The organism is thiotrophic endosymbiont of Bathymodiolus puteoserpentis (Logatchev), assembly GCF_900127505.1.
Lineage (GTDB): Bacteria > Pseudomonadota > Gammaproteobacteria > PS1 > Pseudothioglobaceae > Thiodubiliella.
In genome coordinates this window covers 55505-79561 of the sequence record NZ_UEXF01000019.1, presented here as the reverse complement: position 1 = coordinate 79561, position 24057 = coordinate 55505, and the positions used below count along the sequence as shown (strand labels likewise).

The following is a 24057-nucleotide window of genomic DNA, read 5'->3' as shown; positions in this document are numbered from 1 at the left end:
AACCAATGGCAACCTTTGGTTGATAAAAAAGGCAAAGCCATTGATGGGCAAGCCACTTTTAGAATGCGCCATTTTATGGGTAATAATGGCAAAGTCTTTGATTTAGTCGTGCAAAGGAGCTCTGTTACTGGGCAGGTAGAATTAGACTTAGAATTAGACAGCAATAACAGCACCCAAGCCCCTGAACAAATCACCAGTGGACAATATATTTATCGCTCTATCGCCACCAATCTTGAAACTTTGAGTGACAGCAAGGTTATCCATTTTTACAACCAACGAGGTGAAGACAGTGAAAACCGTATCAAAGAATTGAAAAATGATTTTGGTGCAAGACAAATGCCTTGTGGTGATTTTAATGCCAATGCCTTGTATTTTGATATTTGTAGTTTGTCTTACAACTTGTTTGCACTAATGCGTCAAATATTACCCCTTGAATTTGCCAATAAAAGAGCCAAGTATGTGCGCAATCGCTTCTATGCTATCGCCGCTAAAGTACTTCAACATGGCAGACAAGTGATTGTTAAGTGCCAAGCACAATATTATGACTTACTTACTCAGGTGCTAAACAACATCAAAGCGTTTAAGCCGTTGCTATCTTGATTTAAACGAACAACAAAAAAAGCCCTGCCTAAACAAAGGAGGCTTAAGCACACCTGAAAAACCTAAACGATCCAAAATATCGAATAATTTGTGCTGATCTTATCAAATTGGGGGTATTGTCTGTATTTTTATGGATGCAAGACTTGAATGGGGTGGTTTTTTAGGATTTTGATTGGTATTTTTTGGGTTGGGTGGTTCTATTTTTGGATTTGGGTCCTTTGCATAAATAAGAACAGCAAGGAAGTGTGCTATTTTTGTCATCTATTTGGGTTGAGCTAATAGAATAGGTTCAAACATATTTATTTCTGATGTAATTTTGCGTTTTTTGTATGTACGATAACTTACCCCGCTTTTGGCATATTTTGTTATATGTTGAGTGATACCTGTAATATTTTTACTAATGCCATAATAAGGTAATTTTGTGTTTGCAATACAAAATCCTTTTTTGGTGTAAACATTTCCTATCCATGCGTCTACCACTAAAGAATTTTCATTCCATGCCTCAGGTTTAAATATGGAAGTAGATTGATCGCGATTAATCAAGTTGAAGACATGATCAGATCCTGTAAATGATAGGTATTCCACTGTCATATCAGGATAAGTTTTCCCTAATTCACTCAGCATAACATACGAACATTCCGAGCAATTGGCAACTTTATATTTGTTAAAGACTAAATCCTTATATTCCTCGCTTGTTCTAAATTGTATTAAGGCATTGGTATAGGGGATTCCAGTATTTTCTATATCAGTAATAGACTTTTTTACACTCTTTCGTAATTGCACTATTTTTTGATCCATTAAGTAGTATTGGCAGTCAAATTCTTTAAGATAATATTTCCGGCTAGAAGAATCTAATGCAACCAATTTTTCAAAAACACTAGATTGAAAAATGTCTGTCTGTATTTGATTTATTTCTTGATTTGAGTATGACAGCGCATCTCTGTCCACTCTAAATTTTTCAGGAATTGATTCTACGCCCCCAACAGCGCCTTCCTCTGCATTCTTTTGCTTAGATGTGGTCTTAACATGCCCTGTAGGATCGACATATTTAAGCGGATTATTGCCCACATAAGCATACAAATTTAAGCCATCAACCGCCCCTGCCGAATCAGGACTTATCCACCTTGCCAGCCAAGGGGCTAAGTACCTAGCACCGTAGTAGGACAAGCCACTGCTGTCGTCTCTTTCTTTGCCTGTGTAGCGGTAGCGTTTTTGTTGCACTTCGGTTTTGTTTTTGCCAGCGATAATAGCAGTGCCCCCATAGGGGTAGTAGTGTTCATAGCTAAGGGTTTGGGCTTGGTCATCCAACTCCAAAGCATTAGATTGTAGGTGGCTGGTGAGTTGGTAGCGGGTTTGAGTGTTGTCTTTACTGCTTTCGCACAAAATGTGGGTGCCGACGTGCAGGGTGTTGGCTTGTTGTTTTGCTTGGTTGGTTGAGATGTCTAGTACAGGCAGGTAGTCTCTTTGGCTTTGCACTTGGTAGTTAGATTCAACTACAGTACGAACTCGATTGCCCTGGTAATCGTACACATAGTATTGCGTGGTGGTGTTTTTGTCCGCTTTGCTGAGTTGGTTAAGGGTGTTGTTGTAGTGCCAATCTAGAGTGCCAATGTTGTCAAGGGTTAGCAAGTTGCCATTGGCATCAAAGTCGGTGGTGGATTGCTGGGTTTCGGTGCCACGGTTGTTGTTTGGGTGGACGGTGAGGTTTTGTTGCCATGTGCTGCTGTTTGCTTGGTGTGAGAGGTGGGTTAGGTTGTTGCCTGTGTCGTAGGTACAGGTTTGGCAGTAGATTTCTAATAAATTCAATTCATGAGATAGTACGGTATCTTGCATGTGGTGATCCTAAATATGCAGGGCTAAACAGGTTGGTTAACTTCATTGGCATCCTTTCAATTATATCGCCAAATATCTACTCTCGTAGAGACCTTTGCATAAATCAACCAAAAGCCACCAATCTGGTAAAATAACACCTATCTAAAACAACACCAAATGTCTTGGAAAAACACCCAACAATCCTCACTTGACGATGTTCACAACATCATCAATTGGAATGAGATAGAGCAAACCCTCTCAAGCCTATACTCGTCAGTACCTGGTGCACCAGCTTACCCACCACTGATGATGTTTAAAATTCTTATCCTTCAGGCTTGGTACAACCTAAGTGATGAAGCCCTAGAAAAACAAATCGCCAGAGACTTAATGTTCAGGCGTTTTAGTTGACTTAAGCCTCTGTGAATCAGTGCCTGATCATTCAAGTATTTGGCGATTCAGACAACTGCTCAATACTGAGAATCTCCTAGAGCTTACAGAAACAAACCTTTAACCAAACAACAAAAACAAGATAATAAACAACGATCCAGCATTCGTTATGTGGTTGAGAGAACCTTTGGACTACTCAAACTTCATCACGGCTTAGGCAAGGCAAGATGCCTTGGACTGAAAAGAAATAAAACCAGAGTGCAATTCGTTGTCATGAGTCACAACCCAAAAACTGGGATGAATGTATTTACACAAATGCAAAATCTAAAGGGAATGAGCAGGAAAGAGCTAAAAATAGAAAAATAAAGTAAAAAAACAGTTGGTGAAAATAAGTTTTTTTTTGGATTTTATGAAAAATACAGGTAATTTTGAAAAAATATGCGTTATGCAAAGGTCTCTACTGGGGTTTATATAATGTTAAAATCTCGCCTTGAATTTTTAAATTAAATACAGGATTGATTTATGAGAAAGCAACTCGCTCTTTCTACCATTATTTTGTTATCAAGTATTATTAACGCACAAGATCAGGATTATGTTGTTAGCTGTAGTAGTACACCATTACTTTTTCCTAAGCAAGTTCTTGCTAAAGACGCCAAAAATTTAGAGATTAGTGCAGACCATAGTGAAGTTATTGATGGTAATTATTTATTAACAGGTAATGCCTCTATTAATTCAGCCGAATATTACTTGGCAGCAGATAAAATCAACTTGCAAAAAGCCACCAAGACTTCAAAGGCAGATGACAATATTAAATTCCAAGGCGCTGATATTATGCTAACGGGTGGTAAAGCAACTATAAAGAAACAAGACTCGGGAATACACACCGTGTTTAAGCAAGTTAAATTCCATTATCCAAAAGGCAAATTTAACGGTCAGGCGCAAAAAATTGTTAATGATGGCAAGGTGCAAACCTTTGACTCAGTTTCTTACACTTTGTGTCCAGTTGGCAACACTGATTGGGTGATGAAAGCCTCTAAAATGACGCTCAACCCTAAAGCCAACAAAGGCGTTGCTGAAAATGTAACCGTTGAATTAATGGGTGTGCCAATCTTTTATTATCCACACTATGAGTGGAAATTAAAAGGTAGAAGCTCTGGCTTCTTGGCGCCAACACTTGCTACTTTTGATGATTCAGGCAATGACAAAAGTGGGTATCAAATTCGCATCCCTTACTACTTTAATATCGCACCTGAGCGTGATTTCTTATTGACACTCAATCATGTTTCCACTCGGGGTGAGGCTGTTGAGGGTAAATATCGCCAACTACTTGACAACGGGCGTATTGAGATTGAGGGTCATTATCTCAACAAAGACAAAATCAGCAAAGAAAAGCGTTGGTATGCTAACTCAAAATTAGACTTATCTTTGAACGACAAAACTGAATTAAATGTCATTAGTAAGCGTGTATCAGACAAACAATATTTTAAAGAAGTTTCACATAATAATACTGGGGAAACATCATTAATCTCCTCTGTTAATTTAGCTTATAAAAATAAAGAACAAAATCTTAAGGCTTCAATATTTGCTGAAAGTNGAGACCTTTGCATAAATCAACCAAAAGCCACCAATCTGGTAAAATAACACCTATCTAAAACAACCCTAAAAACAACACCAAATGTCTTGGAAAAACACCCAACAATCCTCACTTGCAGATGCCTTAGTTATCGAACACAAACCTCTATTAGAGCTTGACGATGTTCACAACATCATCAATTGGAATGAGATAGAGCAAACCCTCTCAAGCCTATACTCGTCAGTACCTGGTGCACCAGCTTACCCACCACTGATGATGTTTAAAATTCTTATCCTTCAGGCTTGGTACAACCTAAGTGATGAAGCCCTAGAAAAACAAATCGCCAGAGACTTAATGTTCAGGCGTTTTAGTTGACTTAAGCCTCTGTGAATCAGTGCCTGATCATTCAAGTATTTGGCGATTCAGACAACTGCTCAATACTGAGAATCTCCTAGAGCTTACAGAAACAAACCTTTAACCAAACAACAAAAACAAGATAATAAACAACGATCCAGCATTCGTTATGTGGTTGAGAGAACCTTTGGACTACTCAAACTTCATCACGGCTTAGGCAAGGCAAGATGCCTTGGACTGAAAAGAAATAAAACCAGAGTGCAATTCGTTGTCATGAGTCACAACCCAAAAACTGGGATGAATGTATTTACACAAATGCAAAATCTAAAGGGAATGAGCAGGAAAGAGCTAAAAATAGAAAAATAAAGTAAAAAAACAGTTGGTGAAAATAAGTTTTTTTTTGGATTTTATGAAAAATACAGGTAATTTTGAAAAAATATGCGTTATGCAAAGGTCTCTACTGGGGTTTATATAATGTTAAAATCTCGCCTTGAATTTTTAAATTAAATACAGGATTGATTTATGAGAAAGCAACTCGCTCTTTCTACCATTATTTTGTTATCAAGTATTATTAACGCACAAGATCAGGATTATGTTGTTAGCTGTAGTAGTACACCATTACTTTTTCCTAAGCAAGTTCTTGCTAAAGACGCCAAAAATTTAGAGATTAGTGCAGACCATAGTGAAGTTATTGATGGTAATTATTTATTAACAGGTAATGCCTCTATTAATTCAGCCGAATATTACTTGGCAGCAGATAAAATCAACTTGCAAAAAGCCACCAAGACTTCAAAGGCAGATGACAATATTAAATTCCAAGGCGCTGATATTATGCTAACGGGTGGTAAAGCAACTATAAAGAAACAAGACTCGGGAATACACACCGTGTTTAAGCAAGTTAAATTCCATTATCCAAAAGGCAAATTTAACGGTCAGGCGCAAAAAATTGTTAATGATGGCAAGGTGCAAACCTTTGACTCAGTTTCTTACACTTTATGTCCAGTTGGCAACACTGATTGGGTAATGAAAGCCTCTAAAATGACGCTCAACCCTAAAGCCAACAAAGGCGTTGCTGAAAATGTAACCGTTGAATTAATGGGTGTGCCAATCTTTTATTATCCACACTATGAGTGGAAATTAAAAGGTAGAAGCTCTGGCTTCTTGGCGCCAACACTTGCTACTTTTGATGATTCAGGCAATGACAAAAGTGGGTATCAAATTCGCATCCCTTACTACTTTAATATCGCACCTGAGCGTGATTTCTTATTGACACTCAATCATGTTTCCACTCGGGGTGAGGCTGTTGAGGGTAAATATCGCCAACTACTTGACAACGGGCGTATTGAGATTGAGGGTCATTATCTCAACAAAGACAAAATCAGCAAAGAAAAGCGTTGGTATGCTAACTCAAAATTAGACTTATCTTTGAACGACAAAACTGAATTAAATGTCATTAGTAAGCGTGTATCAGACAAACAATATTTTAAAGAAGTTTCACATAATAATACTGGGGAAACATCATTAATCTCCTCTGTTAATTTAGCTTATAAAAATAAAGAACAAAATCTTAAGGCTTCAATATTTGCTGAAAGTGAGCAGTTAGTTGGTGATAATAACGACGCAGAGTACAGGCGTGCACCTGAAATTTCTATCAATAAAAAAGTAGTGGGTTTGAATGGTAGAGAGATTAATTTCTCTATCATTAGCACCCAATTTAAACACAAGACCAAAGGTGCCAATGAAACCGGTATTCGTACCCATGCTCAAGCAACATTTGGGCGTGATATTAAGACCAATGCTTATTCACTACAGCCTAAATTTGAAATCTCTAAAACAAAATATGTAATGGATGATAAAACAAAAAAAGACCGTTCCATCTATAGCTTTGGTATTGACTCTAAGTTGTTTTTTGAAAGAGATATTGGTTTATTTGGTAAAGGTGTAACCCAAATATTAACACCAAGATTGGCCTACAACTATACGCCATACAGAAACCAAAGTGCACTACCAAACTTTGATTCTGAAAAAATGAGCAACACTTATGAAAACTTATTCTCTGGCAAAGAATACACAGGTCTTGACAAAATCAGCAAAACTAATGATATTACTCTTGGGCTTGAGTCTGATTTTGTTGACCAAAAAACAGGCGAAACTTATTTAGCACTAAAAATCGCTCAAGCATACTATCTAGACAAAAAAGATGGTAAAGATTATTCAAACACTGTTGCTGGTGCTGAGCTTACAATAGGTAAGTTTACTTTTAATAACTCGTTAGAATACGACACACAGCTTAGTGAAGTTGCAAAGCGTCACAGCGCATTAAGTTACATATCAAACGCTAGAAAATTCATCACACTAACACAGGGTGACGATGGCGAGCAAAGGTCAGCAGGTTTGTATGGTGCCTACCCAGTCACAAAAAAAATACATGCATTTGCTGGAGTTAACCGCTCGCTAAGTGACTCCATCAACAGCAAAAAAACCATTGGTGTTGCCTATGAGTCTTGTTGCTGGGCAATACGCGTTGCACAACTTAAAGAAATTACATCTGGGAATAAATTCGACAATGTGACGAAATTTGAATTTGTGCTTAAAGGCTTGGCTTCAAGCAGCTCTAATTTGACTTCACGCTTAGAAGAAGATATCCCAAACTATTTGGGTAATTTAGAATAATGGAGGCCCTTTAATGAAATACTTACTTACACTTATTTTTGTTTTTTCGCTTAACGCTTTATCTGTATCTAATAGCATTATTGCCATTGTTAACGATAGCGTTATCACTTATGACAGTATTGCAGACCAAATCAATAAAGACACTACCAAGACCCAAAAATTGGCACTTATCGATCAACAAATTGACATAGTCTTGCAAAAAGAAAAAATACAAGCGCTAGGCATTAAGCCAAAACCTGAGACTCTTAATGCAATGTTGAAGAATATTGCAAAGCAAAATAATTTAACTTTAGCGCAATTACAGTCTAATGATCAATTTGATGAAATTGTTGAGCGCACCTCTCAAGAGCTTTCTCTTCAAGGTTTGAAAGAAATTATCTTACAACAAAGTGATATCACAATAACACAAGCAGAAATTGATGAAGCGCTCGCCATAAATCCAGCTAGCGAAAGTAGCACCCTTAAACAAATTAAAGTCGCACAAATTGTGCTCAATATTGACGATAAAAAATACCCCTCCCCTCAATTAATTAAAGAATACATCGCAAAAATAAGTGAACAGATTAAAAATAACGCTTCATTTTCCGAGCTTGCTAAACAATATTCTAAAGGCCCTGTGACAGAGTCTGTCTGGCTAGAAAAAACCAAGCTCCCTGAGTTGTTTCAACAGCAGCTATTAAATCTTGGATTAGACGAAGCATCTGCGCCTTTTAAAATTGAGCAAGATTGGTTAATTATTAAGATTGCTGCTGAGCGAGAAGTTGATGCACATGTATTAAATATTAAAGCACAATTGCTCCAGACTAAACGCAACGCCTTTTTTCAAGCATGGGTAAAGACATTACGCACAAAAAATCTTTATATAGATATTTTTGAGCATAAGCTTTAATGCCAAAATCCATCGTTATCTTTGGGTTTCATGCAATTCAAGCACAACTAGAGTCCAATCCAGAATGCTTACTTAAAGTCTATACATTGGACAGCCGCAACGACAAGCGCCTCAACACAATAAGCACACAGCTGGATAAATTAAGCATTAATACACAACACACAACAAAGCAACAGTTAGATAAACTCACCAAAAACCAAACACATCAAGGCGTTGTTGCTGAAATATTACTGCCTACCCTACCAAATCAAGATGGATTAATGCAGCACATCACCAAACTTGAAAAAACCGCTCTAATACTTATTCTAGACTCAATACAAGACCCAAGAAATTTAGGCGCTTGTCTGCGTAGTGCAAATGCTGCAGGTGTGGATTGTGTGGTCATTAACAAAGACGGTTCAGCACCCATTAATGCCCTAGTACATAAAACCTCAGCAGGTGCACTTAATCAGCTCAAAATCTTCTCAGTAACCAATCTAGCGCGTACAATTAAAGCACTAAAAGGAGAGGATATTTGGGTGGTAGGTTTAGATAGCTCAACTAAAACATCACTTTATCAAATAGATTTAAGCACATCTAGTGCGATTATCATGGGCTCTGAAGGCTCAGGATTGCGCCCTCTCACTAAGAAATCTTGCGACCAACTGGCAATGATTCCAATGCAAGGCAATGTAGAAAGTTTAAATGTCTCAGTTGCCACAGGCATTGCTTTGTTTGAAGCAAGTAGACAGCGATTAAATTAAGTTCTTCGTATAATTAAGTTCCTAAAAGTGTCTTTTTTTGGTAAAATTATCAGGTTTTTGCAATGAAACAAGGAATACCCAAACAAATTAAACTTTTTAAGTTTGCCTCTAGATCATTAATCTTCTCGCAAACCTACAAAGTAAAAGATCTACCTAGAATTAGAGATTTAGTCAGCAACCAAGATTCAACCGTTGATGTTAAGTTAAGTTTTAATCTTGAATATGGTAGGATTCCTTGCATTAAAGGTGAAATTAAGCTGGATTTGGCACTTACCTGCCAACGATGTTTAAATGAAGTCAAACTTCATTTAGAGCCTAAGTTTCAGCTTGCTTTTGTGCAAAACGAACAACAAGGTGAAGAGTTAGACTCTAGCTTTGAGATGATTCTAAGTACTGAGGATGAATTTTCGACAATTGAATTTATAACGGATGAAGTGTTAATATCTATCCCGATGACGCCAATGCATGGTTATGAATGCGTATCGTATCAAAACACACAACTGATAAATAAACAAAAGCGTGAAAACCCTTTTGCAATATTAGAACAATTAAAAACAACTAAGGAGTAATAAAAATGGCCGTTCAAAAAAGTAGAAAAACCCCTTCAAAGAGAGGCATGCGTCGCTCGCACAATGCATTAACAAGCCCCGCTTTATCTGAAGATCAAGAAACTGGTGAGATTCACTTACGCCACCATATAACTGCTGATGGTTACTACCGTGGTAAGAAAGTTATCAATAAAGTAGAAGATATTCCAGAAGTAGAAGCTTAAAAGACTTAATCAGGATTCTTGATTTATTATGACAATCAAGGTGTCAATTGATGCATCGGGAGGGGATCACGGGATACCCACAACTGTTGCAGCAGGTATCAAAGCCTTGAATGTATTTCCAGATTTGCAGTTAGTTTTTGTCGGCGATAAATCTAGTATTCAAACAGAGCTTAACAAACACCCTTCTAGTCAAAAACTCAGCAATCGTTTTAATGTTACGCACGCTAGTGAGATTATCACTATGGATGAATCACCTTCAAATGCGTTACGCAAAAAGAAGGATGCCTCTATGCGTGTTGCTATTAATTTAGTCAAAGATAACACTGTTGATGCTTGCGTTAGTGCTGGCAATACAGGTGCATTAATGGCAATTTCTCGCTTTGTACTTAAAACCATAAGTGGCATTAGTCGCCCTGCGATTATGGGTCGTATGCCAACAATGAGTGGACACACACATATGCTTGACCTAGGTGCAAATATTAATTCTGGACCTAAATCTCTGGTTGAATTTGCCATTATGGGCTCTATTGCTGTTAAATATACTGAAAATATTAATTCACCAACAGTTGGCTTGCTAAATGTTGGTGAAGAAGAAATGAAAGGCAACGATAATATCAAGAAAACTTCCGAGCTATTAAAAGCCTCAAATCTTAATTATATTGGCTTTATTGAAGGTGATGATATTTATAAAGGCAACATTGATTTAGTGGTTTGCGATGGCTTTGAAGGTAATATTGCACTCAAAGCTAGCGAAGGCGTAGCATCAATGATGGGGCATTATCTTAAGCAGGCCTTTACCAAGAACATCTTTACCAAAATAATCGCACTCATTGCCAAGCCTGTTTTAAAAGACTTTAAAGCCAGCCTTAATCCTGGACAATATAACGGCGCTAGCCTATTGGGGCTACGCGGTATTGTGATTAAAAGTCACGGTGGCGCTGATGTTGATTCATTTTTTCAAGCAATAAAAGAAGCTTATCTTGAAGCTCAAGTGAAAATTACTGAGAAAATAGCAACACAAGTGTCCTTAGAATTAGAAAAAAACAGTGAATAAATTTGCCAGAATTATTGGCACAGGCTCTTATTTACCGCCAAAGATTGTCACTAACGACGACTTGTCCAAAACGATTGATACCTCTGATGAATGGATTACCTCACGCACAGGCATCAAAGAAAGGCGCATTGTTACCAATGAATCAACCTGTGATTTGGCTGTCATTGCAGCTAATAATGCATTAGAAATGTCAGGTATCAATGCCGCCGAACTGGATTTAATCATTTTAGCCACCACCACCCCTGACAAGATTTTCCCAGCAACAGCTACCATGTTACAAAAAGCAATTGGTGCCAACTGCCCTGCTTTTGATTTGCAATCGGTTTGTGCGGGCTTTGTTTTTGCCCTAACAACAGCCGAGCAATACATTAAAACAGATGCGGCTAACAAAGTATTGGTGGTTGGTAGTGAAACGCTATCTCGTATTGTTGACTGGAAAGACCGTTCTACCGCTATTTTATTTGGTGATGGCGCTGGTGCTGTTGTTCTAGAGGGTAGCGAAGAAACGGGCATTCTACATTCAAAACTATTTAGTGATGGCAATTACCTATCTTCTTTACAAGTTAGCAACAATACCATCAACGAAACAGGCTTTATTGAAATGGCAGGCAATGAAGTTTTTAAGATTGCCGTTAACCGCCTGTCTTCTTTAGCAGAAGACACACTAAAAGCCTGTGATATGGACTCTGACGAACTTGATTGGATGGTGCCACACCAAGCTAATATTCGCATTATTTCAGCCGTTGCTAAGCGCATTAAAATGCCAATGGATAAAGTTGTGGTTACCCTAGACAAACACGGCAATACTTCTGCCGCCTCAATTCCTTTGGCGCTTGACACAGCGGTGCGTGATGGTCGTATCCAAAAAGGACAAAGTCTATTATTTGAAGGTATTGGTGGTGGTTTTAGCTGGGGCAGTGTTCTCGTTAAATTTTAGGATTGAATCTAAAATTTTCTACCTTGTAATCTCAAAGTCAGCCCTCGTAATTGTGTTGTATCCACACTAAGTACATCCAAATCATTGAATGCTTGTTGATACAAACGCTCAAACTCAGATTTTGAGCGCTCTAAACCCAATAAGGCTGGATAAGTCGGCTTGTTTTTATCAGCATCAGAATTCTGTTTTTTACCTAATATTTCTTCAGGGGTAAGCACATCCAACACATCGTCTTGAATTTGATACGCCAAACCAATATTTTTAGCAAAGCGCTCTAGTGCGAGTATATCTTGCTCATTGCAAGACTCAGACACCAAAGCACCGAGTTTGACTGCACAACCTAGTAAAGCACCTGTTTTTTTCTGATGCATATCTCTCAAAGTATCAACATCAATTATCTTTGAAGCCACACCTAAATCAATAGATTGCCCCTGCGCCATCTCAAAAGAAGCATGAGTAAGCGCTTGCAGGGTGTTAATTCGTGTTTGTGCTGACAACTGTGTATCGCTCGCCAACACCTCAAAAGCTAAGGCTTGCAAGCCATCACCCGCCAAAATAGCCTGTGCTTCGCCAAATTGCTTATGGCAAGCAGGTTGATTGTGACGGATATCGTCATCATCCATGGCTGGCAAGTCATCATGAATTAAAGAATAAGCATGGATCAGCTCTACTGCACAAGCGCACCCATCAGCCAAGTCAAGATTGACATCAAAAGTCTGTGCTACTGTATAAGTTAAAGTCGCTCGAAAGCGCTTGCCACCTGACAAAACACTATAACGCATTACCTCAGTTAAACTACCCTGATTGGATAAAACTTTGTCTAAGTGTTGATTAACACGCTTAGCATGGTTCATAAAGCTATTGCTCAAGTGGCTGCTGGGATTGATAGCCATCATCAGCACTCAATAGTGCAATTTTTTGCTCCGCTTTGCTTAATGCTGCCTGACATTGGCGTGTTAATGCTACGCCTTTTTCAAAATATTTTAAAGAATCCTCTAAACTCAAATCGCCTGACTCCATCGTTTTAACAATATCTTCAAGTTTACTTAAGCCTTTATTAAAATCAAATTTTGTTGTCATTATCTTTCTCCGCCACCACCGGCTTTATTTAACGCTTTATCCATTAACCAAGTTGGCAATAGTCTAATCAACACCGCAAACAATTTTGTTGGAAATGTCACACGGTAATGAATTTTTGCTTGTTTTGCACTGAGTGCGTGTAGACAACATTTTAACACTGCTTCTGCACCTAAAGTGAAATCTGCTAATTCTTTTGATTGCAGGCGCACAATCATCTTCTGATAATTTGCTCGATAATCACTATTTTCCATCTCTATATGTTTACTAAAAGCCTTGTAAGCATTCGTTCTAAATTTAGATTCAATCGGCCCAGGTTGAATTAAAGACAGTTGTACCTGCGTCTTTGATAATTCTAAGCGTAAAGTATTCGCCAAACCTTCAATGGCAAATTTAGAGGCATTATAAGCCCCGCGAAATGGCATTGCCACAAAGCCCAATACCGAACTGAGGTAAATAATGCGCCCTTCGTTGTATTGCTTCATTTTTGGTAATACCAAATTGGTCAATTCATGCCAACCAAAAACATTGGTCTGAAATTGGGCTTCTAAGACTTGACGAGAAATATCTTCCAACGCCCCTACTTGCCCATAAGCACCATTATGAATTAAACCATACAATGTATTTGTCTTCTTAAAAACAGCATCAATTGCCATATTAATGGACTTAGATGAGGACAAATCTAAGTGTAGCGCTTCAAAACCTTGAGCTTTAAGCATTTCAACATCTTTTTCTTGTCTGGCGCTAGCAAATACCCGGTAGCCTGCCTGCTTTAAGCCTTGTGCCACGCACAAACCGATACCACAGGAGCAGCCTGTGATTAAAACAGATTTCATAGGAGGGCTTTGCATATTTGCATAATTATGAGTGAATATAAAAAAGTGATGGCTTTTAAAAAATTTCTAAATTGACACAAGGTGGTGTTTTTATTGACAGCATACAACCTTTTGGGAGGCATGATCATTCATGACTGTCTAAAGGCTCTTCTTGTGCCTTCGTCCAAAAATCAGCAACTTCTTTGAGCTCTGGATTGATACTCTTACTACGCAATACCAAAAAATCATAACCCATTCTAAATCGTGGATGCCCTAATAAAAACTGTACTTTTTTTGGGTGCATCTTTTCCAATTTCGACTGCATCATCCAAATGTCTCTAATTCTAGCTGTTAAATATTTTGGTAGTGATACTTGTTTAATTTGCTGGATAATCGTCTCATCGCAAGCTTGCATCATTGCCAAATTAAAAGAGTGTTGTTTCTTCTTGATACGAGTAAAGCGATTATTTTGTGCCTGCCATAAAAATACAGCAAATAAAAAAGCGGGTGTGACTGGCTTGTTCTGTTTAATGCGCTGAGAAGTATTGATACACGCCTTTTTAATGAAAGCATCCTTGTGTGTTTGCTTAAATAAATGTTTTAATAACCCATAATGCTCTAATTGCTCATATACTTGAAACGAGTATTCATTTTGAAACAATTTAATACACTCTTCGTACAGGCGTGCTGGCGAAATATTGCTAAGTAATGACGCCTGTTCCATTATGCAATCTTGAATCTCATGACTGAGTTCTGCATTTAACTTTTCACTAAAACGAACAGCACGAATCATGCGCACAGGGTCTTCTTTAAAACGCGATTTAGCCTCACCAATCATATGGATTTCACTCGCTTCAATATCTTTTAAGCCACCAACATAGTCAATGACTTCTTGCTTGTGTACATCGTAATATAGGGCGTTGATATTAAAATCCCTACGCACTACATCATTTTCTAATTTTCCGTAACGATTATCGCGCATAATAACACCATTTTTAGCAGTTTGCACTTTACCAGAACGAAAAGTAGCAACTTCAATAAAATCACGCGCACCAAACATTACATGCACTAAGCGAAAACGCCGTCCAATCACGCGTGAACGCTTAAACAGCTTGTGTACTTGCTCAGGCTTGGCATTGGTTGCCACATCGAAATCTTTGGGCTCTAAACCCAGTAGTAAATCTCTGACGCAACCACCGACCAAGTAAACTTCAAAACCTGCCTTGTGAATAGTGTTAACCACTCTAAGTGCATTTTTATCCAAGAATTTTTTTGGGAATTGAATCGACTGACGAATAGGCTCTACCTTAGAGCCTCTCATAGCTTGCGAGACTTTTTTAAATATGTTTGAGATCAACACTAGGTTTGGGCTGCCAGCCTGATTGTTGGTGCTCAGCAATGACGGTTGTATAAACACCGCCACGCACATTAAAAATCGCTTTAAGACGCATAAAGCGAGGATTGGTTGCTGCCACTAAGTCTTCTAAAATTTGATTGGTTACCGCCTCATGGAAAGCGCCTTCATCACGAAATGACCAAACATACATTTTCAAAGATTTCAACTCAACACAATCTTTATCCGCAATATATTCTAAGTGTAGCGTGGCAAAATCAGGCTGCCCTGTCTTTGGACAAAGACAAGTGAACTCTGGTAGTTCAATTTGAATAACATAATCGCGCGCCCTATTTGGATTGTCAAAAACTTCTAAGGTTTTGCTTGCTTGAGATGACATTGAATAAATTCCTTTTAAAGTAAAAATGTGAGGTTATTTTACCTTCTCTAATAACAAATTCGTTATCATCGTTAATTTTTCGTGTCGATAAATATACAATAGAAAAATAAAACCAAACATCAGTAAATGCACCCACCACAAGCCCACAAGTGCAGAAATTTCCCCACTCTCTAAAGATGAGCGTGCCATAAGCAAAGCGTTGTTATAGATGATAAAAGCCGCTACACCAAATAGTACACCCAAGTTTTTTCCACCTCTATGAGAAGTTTTTCCTAGTAAAACACCTAAAAAAGACAAAATAAAGATACTGAGTGGTTGTGATAAGCGCCACTGAAATTCAGCAACATCCTTAGGATTATCAGAATAAAGCAAATCAATCATGCCTTGCGATTCTTCTTTGGTAGAACCTCCATCAGAGCGAACCTCGCCATCAATAATTTGCAAATCATACGCATCAAAATTCAAGATTTTTTTATTAGCATCACTTGGAAAACCATGATAACGCATACCATCTTGTAAGCGCAAATAAGTGCTATGGGTTTTGGGGTCTGTATATTTTTGCGCTTGTTTAGCCAAGGTAATAATTGGCTCACCATCGTCTAATGTATAAACAAACACTTCTTCCATCTGTTGTTGTGCATTACCATCAGCACCTTTCACCTTGGATGTGTAAAAAACAATCTCACCATTTTTAAATTCTTGAAATTCTCTTTGTTTGATAAATGCAAATTCTGAGGCGTTATTGTTACGCTCCATAATGATATTTTTTTGCGTTTTAGTCCAAGGCACTACCAATGTTGTTAAAAGCAAAATAAAAAGTGAAACAGGCAAAACAACAGGTTGCATAAACACCATAAAATGTTTGTCACCTAAGCCAAGTGAGTTCATGACAACGGCTTCTGAGTTTTTGTAGAATTTACTAACTGTTAAGATAATCGCTAAAAACAACGATAAAGATAAGATTAAAGGGATATCTCTTATCATATTAAAGCTAATCAATGGCAACAAATCTGTTGTAGGGATACCGTACTTTATACTTTCCTTAATCATTGATACCACCTGATTGCCAAATATCACTAGGCTAATAATCAGAAAAACAGCACCTGTCAACACCCATGCATTACGCATTAAGTATTTCGCTAAAATGGTGTTGATTAAATAATAGGCTTGTTTAAAATCATTGGATAGCTTCATGCCTCTAAAAATAAATGTGTTTTTATTTTTTCTGTGACATAGATGAGAAAAATTCATCATTGGTTTTGCTTAGTTTTAAACGGTCAATTAAGAACTCTGCTGCTTCCACTGTGTCCATTGGGTGTAAAATTTTGCGTAGAATCCACATCTTTTGTAACTCTTTTTCGTCAACAATCAACTCTTCACGACGCGTACCAGAAGCATTAATATTAATGGCTGGGAAAATGCGTTTTTCACTCAAACGACGCTCTAAGTGTAATTCCATATTACCTGTGCCCTTAAATTCTTGATAAATGACTTCGTCCATTTTTGAACCAGTGTCAATCAAAGCAGTAGCAATAATAGTAATACTACCACCATTTTCAATGTTTCTCGCTGCACCAAAGAAACGCTTTGGTCGTTGTAAGGCATTAGCATCAACGCCACCTGTTAGTACTTTGCCTGAAGATGGTGCAACGGTATTGTAAGCACGCGCTAATCTGGTGATTGAGTCTAATAAAATTACCACATCTTTACCCTGCTCTGCACGACGCTTGGCTTTCTCAATAACGATTTCAGCCACTTGTACATGGCGCTTGGCTGATTCATCAAAAGTTGAAGCGACCACTTCACCACGCACTGTGCGCTCCATCTCTGTTACTTCCTCAGGACGCTCATCAATCAATAGCACAATCAATTCGCACTCTGGGTGATTACGAGAAATAGAAGATGCAATATTTTGCATAATCATTGTTTTTCCTGCCTTAGGTGGCGCAACTAACAAACCCCTTTGCCCTTTACCAAAAGGCGCAACAAGGTCAATCACTCTGGCAGTAATATCTTCAGTACCACCATTGCCAATCTCTAATCCAATACGCTCATTTGGATGCAATGGTATCAATGAAGCGAAAGAAACTCTATTTCTAACATTATCTGGATCCTCACCATTCACCTCAAAAACTTTCACCAAAGCAAAATACTTCTCGCCTTTTTTAGGTGCACGAATCTTGCCGGTAACAACATCGCCTGTTGATAAATTAAAACGACGGATTTGATTGGGTGAAACATAAATATCGTCTGGACCAGAAACATAAGAATCATCTGCTGAGCGTAAAAAACCATAGCCCTCTTGCAATATATCTAATACACCATCACCCAATACCTCTTCATCGTTATCTGCTTTGTATTTGAGAATTGAGAAAATAAGGGCTTGTTTTTTGGCGCGAGCAATGTTTTCGATACCAAGAGATTGTGCCAATTCTAATAATTCGGTAGCCGATGAGCGTTTTAGTTCAGATAATTTCATGTTTTTAGGGGGTTATAGAAAGATAAAGTTGCTCAGAGCAACCAGAGTGGGTCAATTAAAGTTAAAAAAGTTAGTTTGTAAAAAATGTTTAAGGATTTTCAATCAGCAGAACAACAGGTTTTGTTAAATTAAGTTTTAAAAAAATTTGAAATTAATGGAAGTTAGTATTTTTCTAAATATTTGAATCAATGAATGCACTTAATTCTGCTTTCGACAAAGCGCCCATCTTAGTTGCCACAACCTCGCCATCCTTAAATACCAACATTGTTGGAATGCCGCGAACGCCGTACTTCTGTGGTGATTGCTCGTTTTCATCAATATTTATTTTAGCAATAGTAGCCTTACCATCGTATTCACTAGCGATTTCATCAAGCACTGGCGCTAACGCCTTACAAGGACCACACCAAGGTGCCCAGAAATCTACCAAAACTGCTTGCGATGAATTAACGACATCTGATTCAAAAGAATCATCTGTTACTATTTTGATTTTATCACTCATATATTGTTGTATTGTTACGGGAAAAAACTAAAATCTAGGCGAATTATATCGTCTATTTAGTGTTTAACAACATTATTTTATAAATTTTCTTGTAAATACTGTCTTAATTGCTTCTGCTGCGCCTTACTTAAAGGTTTGTTGTTAGCATTACTGATAAAAAAAACATCTTCTACACGCTCACCCATAGTTGAAATTCGTGCATTCACTAAATAAATATCCAACTGGTAAAAAATATGCGCAATATTTGACAACACCCCTTGTTTGTCAATCGTACTAACCTCAAGCTGGGTAAGATTCCATTTTTCATTATGCGAAAATGCAATGTGTATGGTATGGTCAAAATGCCTGTGCGCATATTTATCACTCACTTCTCTCACAGTAGCAGGTGCTTGTAACAGCTTATTTTCTATAATTTGGCTGATATCAATTAGCTCTAATTTTTCATCTTGCAAAACACTAATTGTATTGTAAGCCTTGTTATCCTTACTGGTTAAGATCTTCGCATCAACGATGTCCAAGCCCAATTTCTCAATAACACCTACCAGTTTAAAGAACAGTCCTTTGGTATCATCGCCATACACAAAAATATCCACTACACTAGACTCTGATAGGCGTTGTGCAATTCTGATTGTTTTATCGCTTTTTTTGCTGAGCAATTGTAAATGCCACAAAATATCTTCAATCTGATAGTGCAAAAAATAATCTTTTGGCAAAGTGGAAAGTATTTTGTCCATTTGCACAACATCAAGCCCATACTGTTCTATCGCCCCTGCTAGTGCTTCTTTAACCGTCTTAATTTTCTTATCAAGACTAGGAGGTTCAACATGGTTTTGTAGTTGCTCTTTAGTTTTATAAAATAGTTTTTTCAACAATGAATCTTTCCATTCGTTCCACAAATTCTCTTTTGTGGCACGAATATCAGCAACAGTTAACAAGTACAAAAACTCTAAAAAATGCACAGATTTCACAGTTTTGGCAAATTGGTTAATCACATTAAGGTCTTCAAGGTCTTGTTTTTGTGAGATTTGTGACATTAATAAATGCTGTTCTACCAAGCCTGACACCAAGGAGATATCATTGATTTTAAATTTGTGATATCTTAAAAACTCACGCACGATTTCTGCACCTAGAATTGCATGGTCGCCACCCTGCCCTTTGGCAATATCATGGAACAGTCCTGCTAATAATAGCAACTCAGGCTTGGCAATATTTTGTGCAATTTCACTGCAAAGTCCAAACTCTTTGGAAAAATCACTAACAAAAAAACGCCTAAGATTTCGAATCACAAATAAAGTATGCTGGTCCACCGTATAAGCATGAAACAAATCATATTGCATTAACCCTGTTATCTTACCAAAAGCAGGTATATAACGCTCTAACACACCATAACGATTCATTAATTTAAGTGCTTTGTTAACCCCTTGTTTTTGTTGCAATAATTCAATAAATAGGCGGTTGTTTTGACGATTTTTGTAATAATTCTTATCACACAATTCAAGGTTTTTTTGCATCTGTCTGAGTGTTTCTGCACTGATGCCACGCACATAATTATGTTTAGCAACCAATAAGAAAATCTCAATAAATGCTGAGGGTTGCTTGGTAAAAACAGTATCATTGGTCATGCAAATATACCCATGGCTAATGATAAAACGCGTATTCAAATTTTGTACATGCAATACACTTTGCTCAAATAACTGTAATAAAATATCATTCAAACGCGCCACCTTGGTTGCGCTTTGATAGTAATCACGCATAAACTGCTCAACTGCAATACGCTCACCATTCTGATATCCTAACACGCTAGCTATTTCTCGCTGATACTGAAAGGCTACTCTGTCTTCTCGACGCTTGGCAACAATATGCAAGGCAAAACGCACTTTCCATAAAAATGATTGAGATTGCACCAATAAATCATATTCATTCTGAGTTAAAAAGCCTTTATCCACTAAATCAGAGAAAAGATTAACATCAAAATACCACTTTGCCACCCATGCCACGGTTTGAATATCACGCAACCCACCAGGGCTTTCCTTTAGATTTGGCTCTAGGTTGTAGGCGGTATTCGAATAATTTAAATGGCGATTGTGTTGTTCTTTTCGCTTACCAACGAAAAATGATTGAGAAGACCAATCACTCATCTTAAGCATTAATTTCATTTCTAAAAATAAAGATGCTTGACCCAGAAGGCGCCTAGACTCTAACAAATTCGTCGCCACACTCAAATCACCAATATTTGCCATACAATCTGCTATATCTCGTGTTGCGTGCCCTACTTCTAACCCCACATCCCATAAAAAAGTCAGAAACTTAGACAGACTTTGTTGATGTCTATCGTGAGTGCTATCAGGGATTAAAATTAGTAAGTCAATGTCAGAATGCAGGTGTAATTCACGACGACCATAGCCACCTACAGCAACCAAACACAAAGCTTCGTTAATCTCAAAACCTTGCCAAATATCATTGAGTAAAGCGTCTATTTCATCACTACGCTTTTGTACTAAATCAGCCACCAAGTCAGGGTTTTTTAGAAAATCTTCTGCTAATGATGCTTGTAAAACCTTGTATCTATTTCTAAAAGTTTTTAATTGCATGTTACTTATGCGTTAGCACTTTCTTTAGTGTTGGAAACGCAGATTTACTGGCTTCGGTCAAGTGATTGGTAATAAGACGCTTAATCGGTGGGAAATGCTCAGCAAAATTTAACACAAACCTTCTAATTTGCTTGGCCATTGGTGAATCATTGGTGAATAGTGCCACAACACCATTGGTGCCGAAAAACATCACTTTACTTAAATGAATTTGTTTGTTTTCAAAACGCTTAAGTAAAGATTGGGCGCCAATATCCTGCCCATGCATTAAGGCTTCTTTCACCAAAGTTGCCAAAATATTTTGCCCTCTGAGGCCTAAGTTAAAACCATGTGCTGTCACTGGATGCATACCTACCGCCGCATCACCAACGAGTGCAAAACGCTTGGCAATAAAAGTCTTTGCATGCACGCCAACCAAGGGGTAAGAATGACGCTCTCCGACTTGCATCATTTGCCCTAATTCATTTCTAAAACCTTGAGTTATTTTAGCGTTAAAGTCTTCTTCGCTCAATGCCAACATCGCTTTAGAATTTTGCGTCTCTAGCGTTAATACCACAGAAGACTCATTACCTACCATAGGTAATAACGCTAAAGTTTGTCCATAGTCAAAGCACTCTAAGGCAATATTGTTGTGGGATTTTTCATGCTTCATTGTGGTAACAATCATTACCTTAGAAAAATCTTTCATCGTTGACGGGATACCGACCTTGCGGCGAATATTAGAAAAACGACTGTCAGCAGCAATCACTAATTTAGCAACAATCGTCTTACCATCGGCAAACAACACATCTGAGTGTGACTCGTGACTAGCCACATCCTCTACTAGAGCATCGGTCATTACAGTAATATTTTCAGCTTGTTGTACGCGGCGATAAAGTGCTTGTCGTAGTTGATAATTTGGCACTAAATAACCCAGCGCTTCAATGCCTGAGGTCTCAGATCTAAAGTTTAATAATGACGCTGAATCACCGTCAAATACCTTTGCCTCTTTTAGTAAAGACACTTCTTTTTGCTCAACCAAATCCCAAACTCCTAACTTTTTCAAAATCCCCAAAGATAAATGCGTTAGTGCAATCTCTCTGCCATCAGGCTTAGGCTTAGAAATTGCATCTATATTGGCCTTCTCTACCACCAATATTTGGGCATTAGCATCTATCATCGAGCATGCAAAGCTCAGTCCCGCAGGTCCGCCACCAATAATAACAATATCATAGTTAGTTTGCATTTTTAGTTTTAATAATGAGATAATAAGAGTCTTATTATAACTAGTCAAACTGATTATGATTTATGTTGTTATCCAATTTAGTTGCATTATTTATCTTGTTCTAAATGCACAGCTTGAAAATTTAGCCATACTAGAATATTTGTTGCTTGCTATTGCAGTGGTTATTGGTCTAATGGCTGTTATCAATATGAAACCTAGAAATCTTAATATTGTGCCAACTTTAAAAAACCAGCACCAGTTAGTCATTAATGGTATTTACCGTTATATTCGACATCCAATGTACACCAGCGTTTTACTATTATGTATAGCATTCACCCTGAGCAATGCACATTATTTAGCACAGAGTATTATGCTGGTGTTAGTGGTTAATTTGATACTGAAATCCAACTTAGAAGAAAAGTTGCTTATTTAGCGTTTTGACACTTATCAAGACTATAGAAACAAAACAGGGTGCTTTGTTCCTTTTTTATAAACAAAAGGTTATTTTTTAGTTTTTTTATCCAATAGTCTTGCTTGTCCGATTTCAAAAACCAAAACATTGCCTACTTACTGTTGTTTTCAGTTAAATAATAAGTACCAATACGATATTGTGCATCAGCATTGCTAGACTTTGTAGCTACTGAAAAACCACTTATTGGTTAAGCCCATATCTCACTTAATATCTTGCCCCCCCTGTTTATACATTAACGCCAAATTATTTTGTGCGCTCTCATGACTCTGTTCAGCTGATTTTTTAATCCATTGAAAGGTAATCTCGGCACTTTTTTTTCACCACCAATACCCTAATTATCAGGTTTCACCACGTTATTCCCTACTTTCAAAAACCACACTCCGAAACATATCAGGCTTTCTGATAAACAAATCAGGCTTCAAATTATACCAATACTCTAAAGCCTCATAAGGCGTCCTTACCTTAATCTCTTTTCTAAGTCCACCATGTCCACGATTAAAATTATAAAAAATCAAAAACTTGTTCAAATCTTGCTTCATTTCATCAATGTTTTGATACGTTATCGCCTTAACTGTTGCATTCTTAATCGTGCCATTGACGCGCTCAACCATGCCATTGGTTTTAGGGGTTACAGGCTGTGTTAATCGATGCTCAATCTCACTGCGTGAACAGAGTTTGTCAAATTTGTGTTTACCACTAACTTGCTTGTCTTTAGTGACAAACTTATCAGTAAACTCTAAGCCATTATCAGTTAATATATGCGTAATTGTAAAAGGATAAAAGTCCTTGCAATTATTAAGGAACTCAACGGCATTGATAGCGGTTTTATTCTCATAAATCTCAAAATAAAGCACCCTAGTAGCACGATCAATGGCAACAAACAAATATTGCTTCTTACCCGCTAGTTTTGGTAAATAGGTAACATCAATGTGTAAATATCCAGGCTCATATTCCTTAAATGTAGAGGCTTGTTGTTTCTTTTCTTGTGGCACTCGGTTAATGCCAAAACACACCAAAGTGCGATATACATTACTCCTATTGGCATTTGGCATGCAGGCAACAATACTATCAGTTAAGTCATCAAGTTCTAACCAAGTGAGGGTTCGTACTACTCGAATAATCTCACGCTCGGTCTCATTTAAAGCGTAGTGTATTGTCTTTGGTCTTGAGGTTTTGTCTTTAACAAAATCACGACTCTTCCATTTGGCAATGGTTTTAGTGCTAACACCAAAGCGGTGTGCTAAGGTAGTATTCGAAGCCTTAGCCCCGTGTATAATCGCTCTTGAATGTGCATTAGTATTCGCATTCATGTGGTAGTTCTGTTTCATATATTCTCCTTTTTGTAGTAGAAAAAAAGTTAATATGTTACGGCAACTACCACCCTAATTTAGGGGGG

The 24057-nt window shown here is 37.7% G+C and carries 23 protein-coding genes and 2 pseudogenes; 13 read left to right on the top strand and 12 right to left on the bottom strand.

Translation table 11 applies throughout. The features are described 5' to 3' along the window. The coding region (locus BHECKSOX2_RS02320) for a transposase (RefSeq protein ID WP_180323620.1) at window positions 1-600 on the top strand (600 nt) is incomplete at its 5' end. A 261-nt stretch (window positions 601-861) separates the two neighbouring features. On the opposite strand, the gene BHECKSOX2_RS02315 is transcribed toward BHECKSOX2_RS02320, so the two are convergent. Continuing rightward, window positions 862-2433, bottom strand: coding sequence for an RHS repeat-associated core domain-containing protein (locus tag BHECKSOX2_RS02315; RefSeq protein ID WP_139682291.1), 1572 nt, complete (start codon window positions 2431-2433; stop codon window positions 862-864). A gap of 156 nt (window positions 2434-2589) precedes the next feature. Between BHECKSOX2_RS02315 and BHECKSOX2_RS10420 the strand changes: the two genes are divergently transcribed. The 11 genes and pseudogenes from BHECKSOX2_RS10420 to BHECKSOX2_RS02245 all read left to right on the top strand — a co-directional run bounded on the left by BHECKSOX2_RS10420 (window position 2590) and on the right by BHECKSOX2_RS02245 (window position 11794). Then, window positions 2590-2820: a transposase gene (locus tag BHECKSOX2_RS10420; protein WP_139682290.1), complete on the top strand. Its 231-nt coding sequence runs from the start codon at window positions 2590-2592 to the stop codon at window positions 2818-2820. A gap of 90 nt (window positions 2821-2910) precedes the next feature. Then, window positions 2911-3165 (top strand): annotated as a pseudogene (locus BHECKSOX2_RS10560) (transposase); the annotation flags it as partial. Between the two features lie 1309 nt (window positions 3166-4474). Beyond that, window positions 4475-4747: a transposase gene (locus BHECKSOX2_RS10415; RefSeq protein ID WP_139682288.1), complete on the top strand. Its 273-nt coding sequence runs from the start codon at window positions 4475-4477 to the stop codon at window positions 4745-4747. A 90-nt stretch (window positions 4748-4837) separates the two neighbouring features. Next, window positions 4838-5092 (top strand): annotated as a pseudogene (locus BHECKSOX2_RS10550) (transposase); the annotation flags it as partial. 156 nt (window positions 5093-5248) lie between these two features. Further along, window positions 5249-7399: an LPS-assembly protein LptD gene (locus tag BHECKSOX2_RS02275; RefSeq protein WP_139682286.1), complete on the top strand. Its 2151-nt coding sequence runs from the start codon at window positions 5249-5251 to the stop codon at window positions 7397-7399. Between the two features lie 13 nt (window positions 7400-7412). After that, window positions 7413-8288 carry a peptidylprolyl isomerase gene (locus BHECKSOX2_RS02270; protein ID WP_139682285.1) on the top strand — a complete coding sequence of 292 codons (876 nt, stop codon included), beginning with the start codon at window positions 7413-7415 and terminating at the stop codon, window positions 8286-8288. Beyond that, window positions 8288-9031, top strand: a complete 744-nt coding sequence (gene rlmB, locus BHECKSOX2_RS02265) for a 23S rRNA (guanosine(2251)-2'-O)-methyltransferase RlmB (protein WP_139682284.1) — start codon at window positions 8288-8290, stop codon at window positions 9029-9031. The genes BHECKSOX2_RS02270 and rlmB overlap by 1 nt, the downstream gene beginning before the upstream one ends. 62 nt (window positions 9032-9093) lie before the next feature. Further along, window positions 9094-9600 carry a YceD family protein gene (locus BHECKSOX2_RS02260; RefSeq protein ID WP_139682283.1) on the top strand — a complete coding sequence of 169 codons (507 nt, stop codon included), beginning with the start codon at window positions 9094-9096 and terminating at the stop codon, window positions 9598-9600. 5 nt (window positions 9601-9605) lie between these two features. After that, on the top strand, window positions 9606-9803 hold the full coding sequence (gene rpmF / locus BHECKSOX2_RS02255; protein ID WP_090715420.1) for a 50S ribosomal protein L32: 198 nt from the start codon (window positions 9606-9608) through the stop codon (window positions 9801-9803). A 28-nt stretch (window positions 9804-9831) separates the two neighbouring features. Further along, window positions 9832-10857, top strand: coding sequence for a phosphate acyltransferase PlsX (gene plsX, locus BHECKSOX2_RS02250; RefSeq protein ID WP_139682282.1), 1026 nt, complete (start codon window positions 9832-9834; stop codon window positions 10855-10857). Continuing rightward, complete coding sequence (locus tag BHECKSOX2_RS02245) at window positions 10850-11794, top strand: beta-ketoacyl-ACP synthase III (protein ID WP_139682281.1); 945 nt, start codon at window positions 10850-10852, stop codon at window positions 11792-11794. Before plsX ends, BHECKSOX2_RS02245 begins: the two co-directional genes overlap by 8 nt. 8 nt (window positions 11795-11802) lie before the next feature. Here the strand turns inward: BHECKSOX2_RS02245 and BHECKSOX2_RS02240 are convergent, their stop codons facing one another. The 10 genes from BHECKSOX2_RS02240 to ubiM all read right to left on the bottom strand — a co-directional run bounded on the left by BHECKSOX2_RS02240 (window position 11803) and on the right by ubiM (window position 22210). Then, window positions 11803-12648 (bottom strand): polyprenyl synthetase family protein, encoded by an 846-nt coding sequence (locus BHECKSOX2_RS02240; RefSeq protein WP_139682280.1) that lies wholly within the window; start codon window positions 12646-12648, stop codon window positions 11803-11805. A gap of 4 nt (window positions 12649-12652) precedes the next feature. Then, complete coding sequence (locus tag BHECKSOX2_RS02235) at window positions 12653-12874, bottom strand: exodeoxyribonuclease VII small subunit (RefSeq protein WP_090715412.1); 222 nt, start codon at window positions 12872-12874, stop codon at window positions 12653-12655. Then, on the bottom strand, window positions 12874-13707 hold the full coding sequence (locus BHECKSOX2_RS02230) for an SDR family NAD(P)-dependent oxidoreductase (protein ID WP_139682279.1): 834 nt from the start codon (window positions 13705-13707) through the stop codon (window positions 12874-12876). Before BHECKSOX2_RS02230 ends, BHECKSOX2_RS02235 begins: the two co-directional genes overlap by 1 nt. A gap of 124 nt (window positions 13708-13831) precedes the next feature. Beyond that, the gene (gene pcnB, locus BHECKSOX2_RS02225; protein WP_090715437.1) at window positions 13832-15007 is read right to left on the bottom strand and encodes a polynucleotide adenylyltransferase PcnB; all 1176 of its coding nucleotides are present in this window, start codon (window positions 15005-15007) and stop codon (window positions 13832-13834) included. 16 nt (window positions 15008-15023) lie between these two features. After that, complete coding sequence (queF, locus tag BHECKSOX2_RS02220) at window positions 15024-15419, bottom strand: preQ(1) synthase (protein ID WP_139682278.1); 396 nt, start codon at window positions 15417-15419, stop codon at window positions 15024-15026. Between the two features lie 33 nt (window positions 15420-15452). Next, window positions 15453-16673, bottom strand: coding sequence for an LPS export ABC transporter permease LptF (gene lptF / locus BHECKSOX2_RS02215; protein ID WP_245391285.1), 1221 nt, complete (start codon window positions 16671-16673; stop codon window positions 15453-15455). Then, window positions 16636-17898, bottom strand: coding sequence for a transcription termination factor Rho (rho, locus tag BHECKSOX2_RS02210; protein WP_139682276.1), 1263 nt, complete (start codon window positions 17896-17898; stop codon window positions 16636-16638). Before rho ends, lptF begins: the two co-directional genes overlap by 38 nt. A 172-nt stretch (window positions 17899-18070) precedes the next feature. Beyond that, entirely contained in the window at window positions 18071-18397 is a 327-nt protein-coding gene (gene trxA / locus BHECKSOX2_RS02205; protein WP_090715400.1) for a thioredoxin TrxA, read from the bottom strand. Between the two features lie 77 nt (window positions 18398-18474). Next, window positions 18475-20988, bottom strand: a complete 2514-nt coding sequence (glnD, locus tag BHECKSOX2_RS02200) for a [protein-PII] uridylyltransferase (RefSeq protein WP_139682275.1) — start codon at window positions 20986-20988, stop codon at window positions 18475-18477. Window position 20989: 1 nt separating this feature from the next. Further along, complete coding sequence (ubiM, locus tag BHECKSOX2_RS02195; protein WP_139682274.1) at window positions 20990-22210, bottom strand: 5-demethoxyubiquinol-8 5-hydroxylase UbiM; 1221 nt, start codon at window positions 22208-22210, stop codon at window positions 20990-20992. Between the two features lie 55 nt (window positions 22211-22265). Between ubiM and BHECKSOX2_RS02190 the strand changes: the two genes are divergently transcribed. After that, window positions 22266-22622: a methyltransferase family protein gene (locus tag BHECKSOX2_RS02190; protein ID WP_139682273.1), complete on the top strand. Its 357-nt coding sequence runs from the start codon at window positions 22266-22268 to the stop codon at window positions 22620-22622. Between the two features lie 392 nt (window positions 22623-23014). Here BHECKSOX2_RS02190 and BHECKSOX2_RS02185 read toward each other — a convergent pair whose 3' ends face one another. Next, window positions 23015-23989, bottom strand: a complete 975-nt coding sequence (locus BHECKSOX2_RS02185; protein WP_139682197.1) for a DDE-type integrase/transposase/recombinase — start codon at window positions 23987-23989, stop codon at window positions 23015-23017. Window positions 23990-24057: the final 68 nt, after the last annotated feature.

Bases quoted from the DNA above. Each gene is read 5' to 3' on its own strand.
- BHECKSOX2_RS02315 (WP_139682291.1), bottom strand. From the start codon at position 2,433: ATGCAAGATACCGTACTATCTCATGAATTGAATTTATTAGAAATCTAC.
- BHECKSOX2_RS10420 (WP_139682290.1), top strand. From the start codon at position 2,590: ATGTCTTGGAAAAACACCCAACAATCCTCACTTGACGATGTTCACAAC.
- BHECKSOX2_RS10415 (WP_139682288.1), top strand. From the start codon at position 4,475: ATGTCTTGGAAAAACACCCAACAATCCTCACTTGCAGATGCCTTAGTT.
- BHECKSOX2_RS02275 (WP_139682286.1), top strand. From the start codon at position 5,249: ATGAGAAAGCAACTCGCTCTTTCTACCATTATTTTGTTATCAAGTATT.
- BHECKSOX2_RS02270 (WP_139682285.1), top strand. From the start codon at position 7,413: ATGAAATACTTACTTACACTTATTTTTGTTTTTTCGCTTAACGCTTTA.
- rlmB (WP_139682284.1), top strand. From the start codon at position 8,288: ATGCCAAAATCCATCGTTATCTTTGGGTTTCATGCAATTCAAGCACAA.
- BHECKSOX2_RS02260 (WP_139682283.1), top strand. From the start codon at position 9,094: ATGAAACAAGGAATACCCAAACAAATTAAACTTTTTAAGTTTGCCTCT.
- rpmF (WP_090715420.1), top strand. From the start codon at position 9,606: ATGGCCGTTCAAAAAAGTAGAAAAACCCCTTCAAAGAGAGGCATGCGT.
- plsX (WP_139682282.1), top strand. From the start codon at position 9,832: ATGACAATCAAGGTGTCAATTGATGCATCGGGAGGGGATCACGGGATA.
- BHECKSOX2_RS02240 (WP_139682280.1), bottom strand. From the start codon at position 12,648: ATGAACCATGCTAAGCGTGTTAATCAACACTTAGACAAAGTTTTATCC.
- BHECKSOX2_RS02235 (WP_090715412.1), bottom strand. From the start codon at position 12,874: ATGACAACAAAATTTGATTTTAATAAAGGCTTAAGTAAACTTGAAGAT.
- BHECKSOX2_RS02230 (WP_139682279.1), bottom strand. From the start codon at position 13,707: ATGAAATCTGTTTTAATCACAGGCTGCTCCTGTGGTATCGGTTTGTGC.
- pcnB (WP_090715437.1), bottom strand. From the start codon at position 15,007: ATGAGAGGCTCTAAGGTAGAGCCTATTCGTCAGTCGATTCAATTCCCA.
- queF (WP_139682278.1), bottom strand. From the start codon at position 15,419: ATGTCATCTCAAGCAAGCAAAACCTTAGAAGTTTTTGACAATCCAAAT.
- lptF (WP_245391285.1), bottom strand. From the start codon at position 16,673: ATGATGAATTTTTCTCATCTATGTCACAGAAAAAATAAAAACACATTT.
- rho (WP_139682276.1), bottom strand. From the start codon at position 17,898: ATGAAATTATCTGAACTAAAACGCTCATCGGCTACCGAATTATTAGAA.
- trxA (WP_090715400.1), bottom strand. From the start codon at position 18,397: ATGAGTGATAAAATCAAAATAGTAACAGATGATTCTTTTGAATCAGAT.
- glnD (WP_139682275.1), bottom strand. From the start codon at position 20,988: ATGCAATTAAAAACTTTTAGAAATAGATACAAGGTTTTACAAGCATCA.
- ubiM (WP_139682274.1), bottom strand. From the start codon at position 22,210: ATGCAAACTAACTATGATATTGTTATTATTGGTGGCGGACCTGCGGGA.
- BHECKSOX2_RS02190 (WP_139682273.1), top strand. From the start codon at position 22,266: ATGATTTATGTTGTTATCCAATTTAGTTGCATTATTTATCTTGTTCTA.
- BHECKSOX2_RS02185 (WP_139682197.1), bottom strand. From the start codon at position 23,989: ATGAAACAGAACTACCACATGAATGCGAATACTAATGCACATTCAAGA.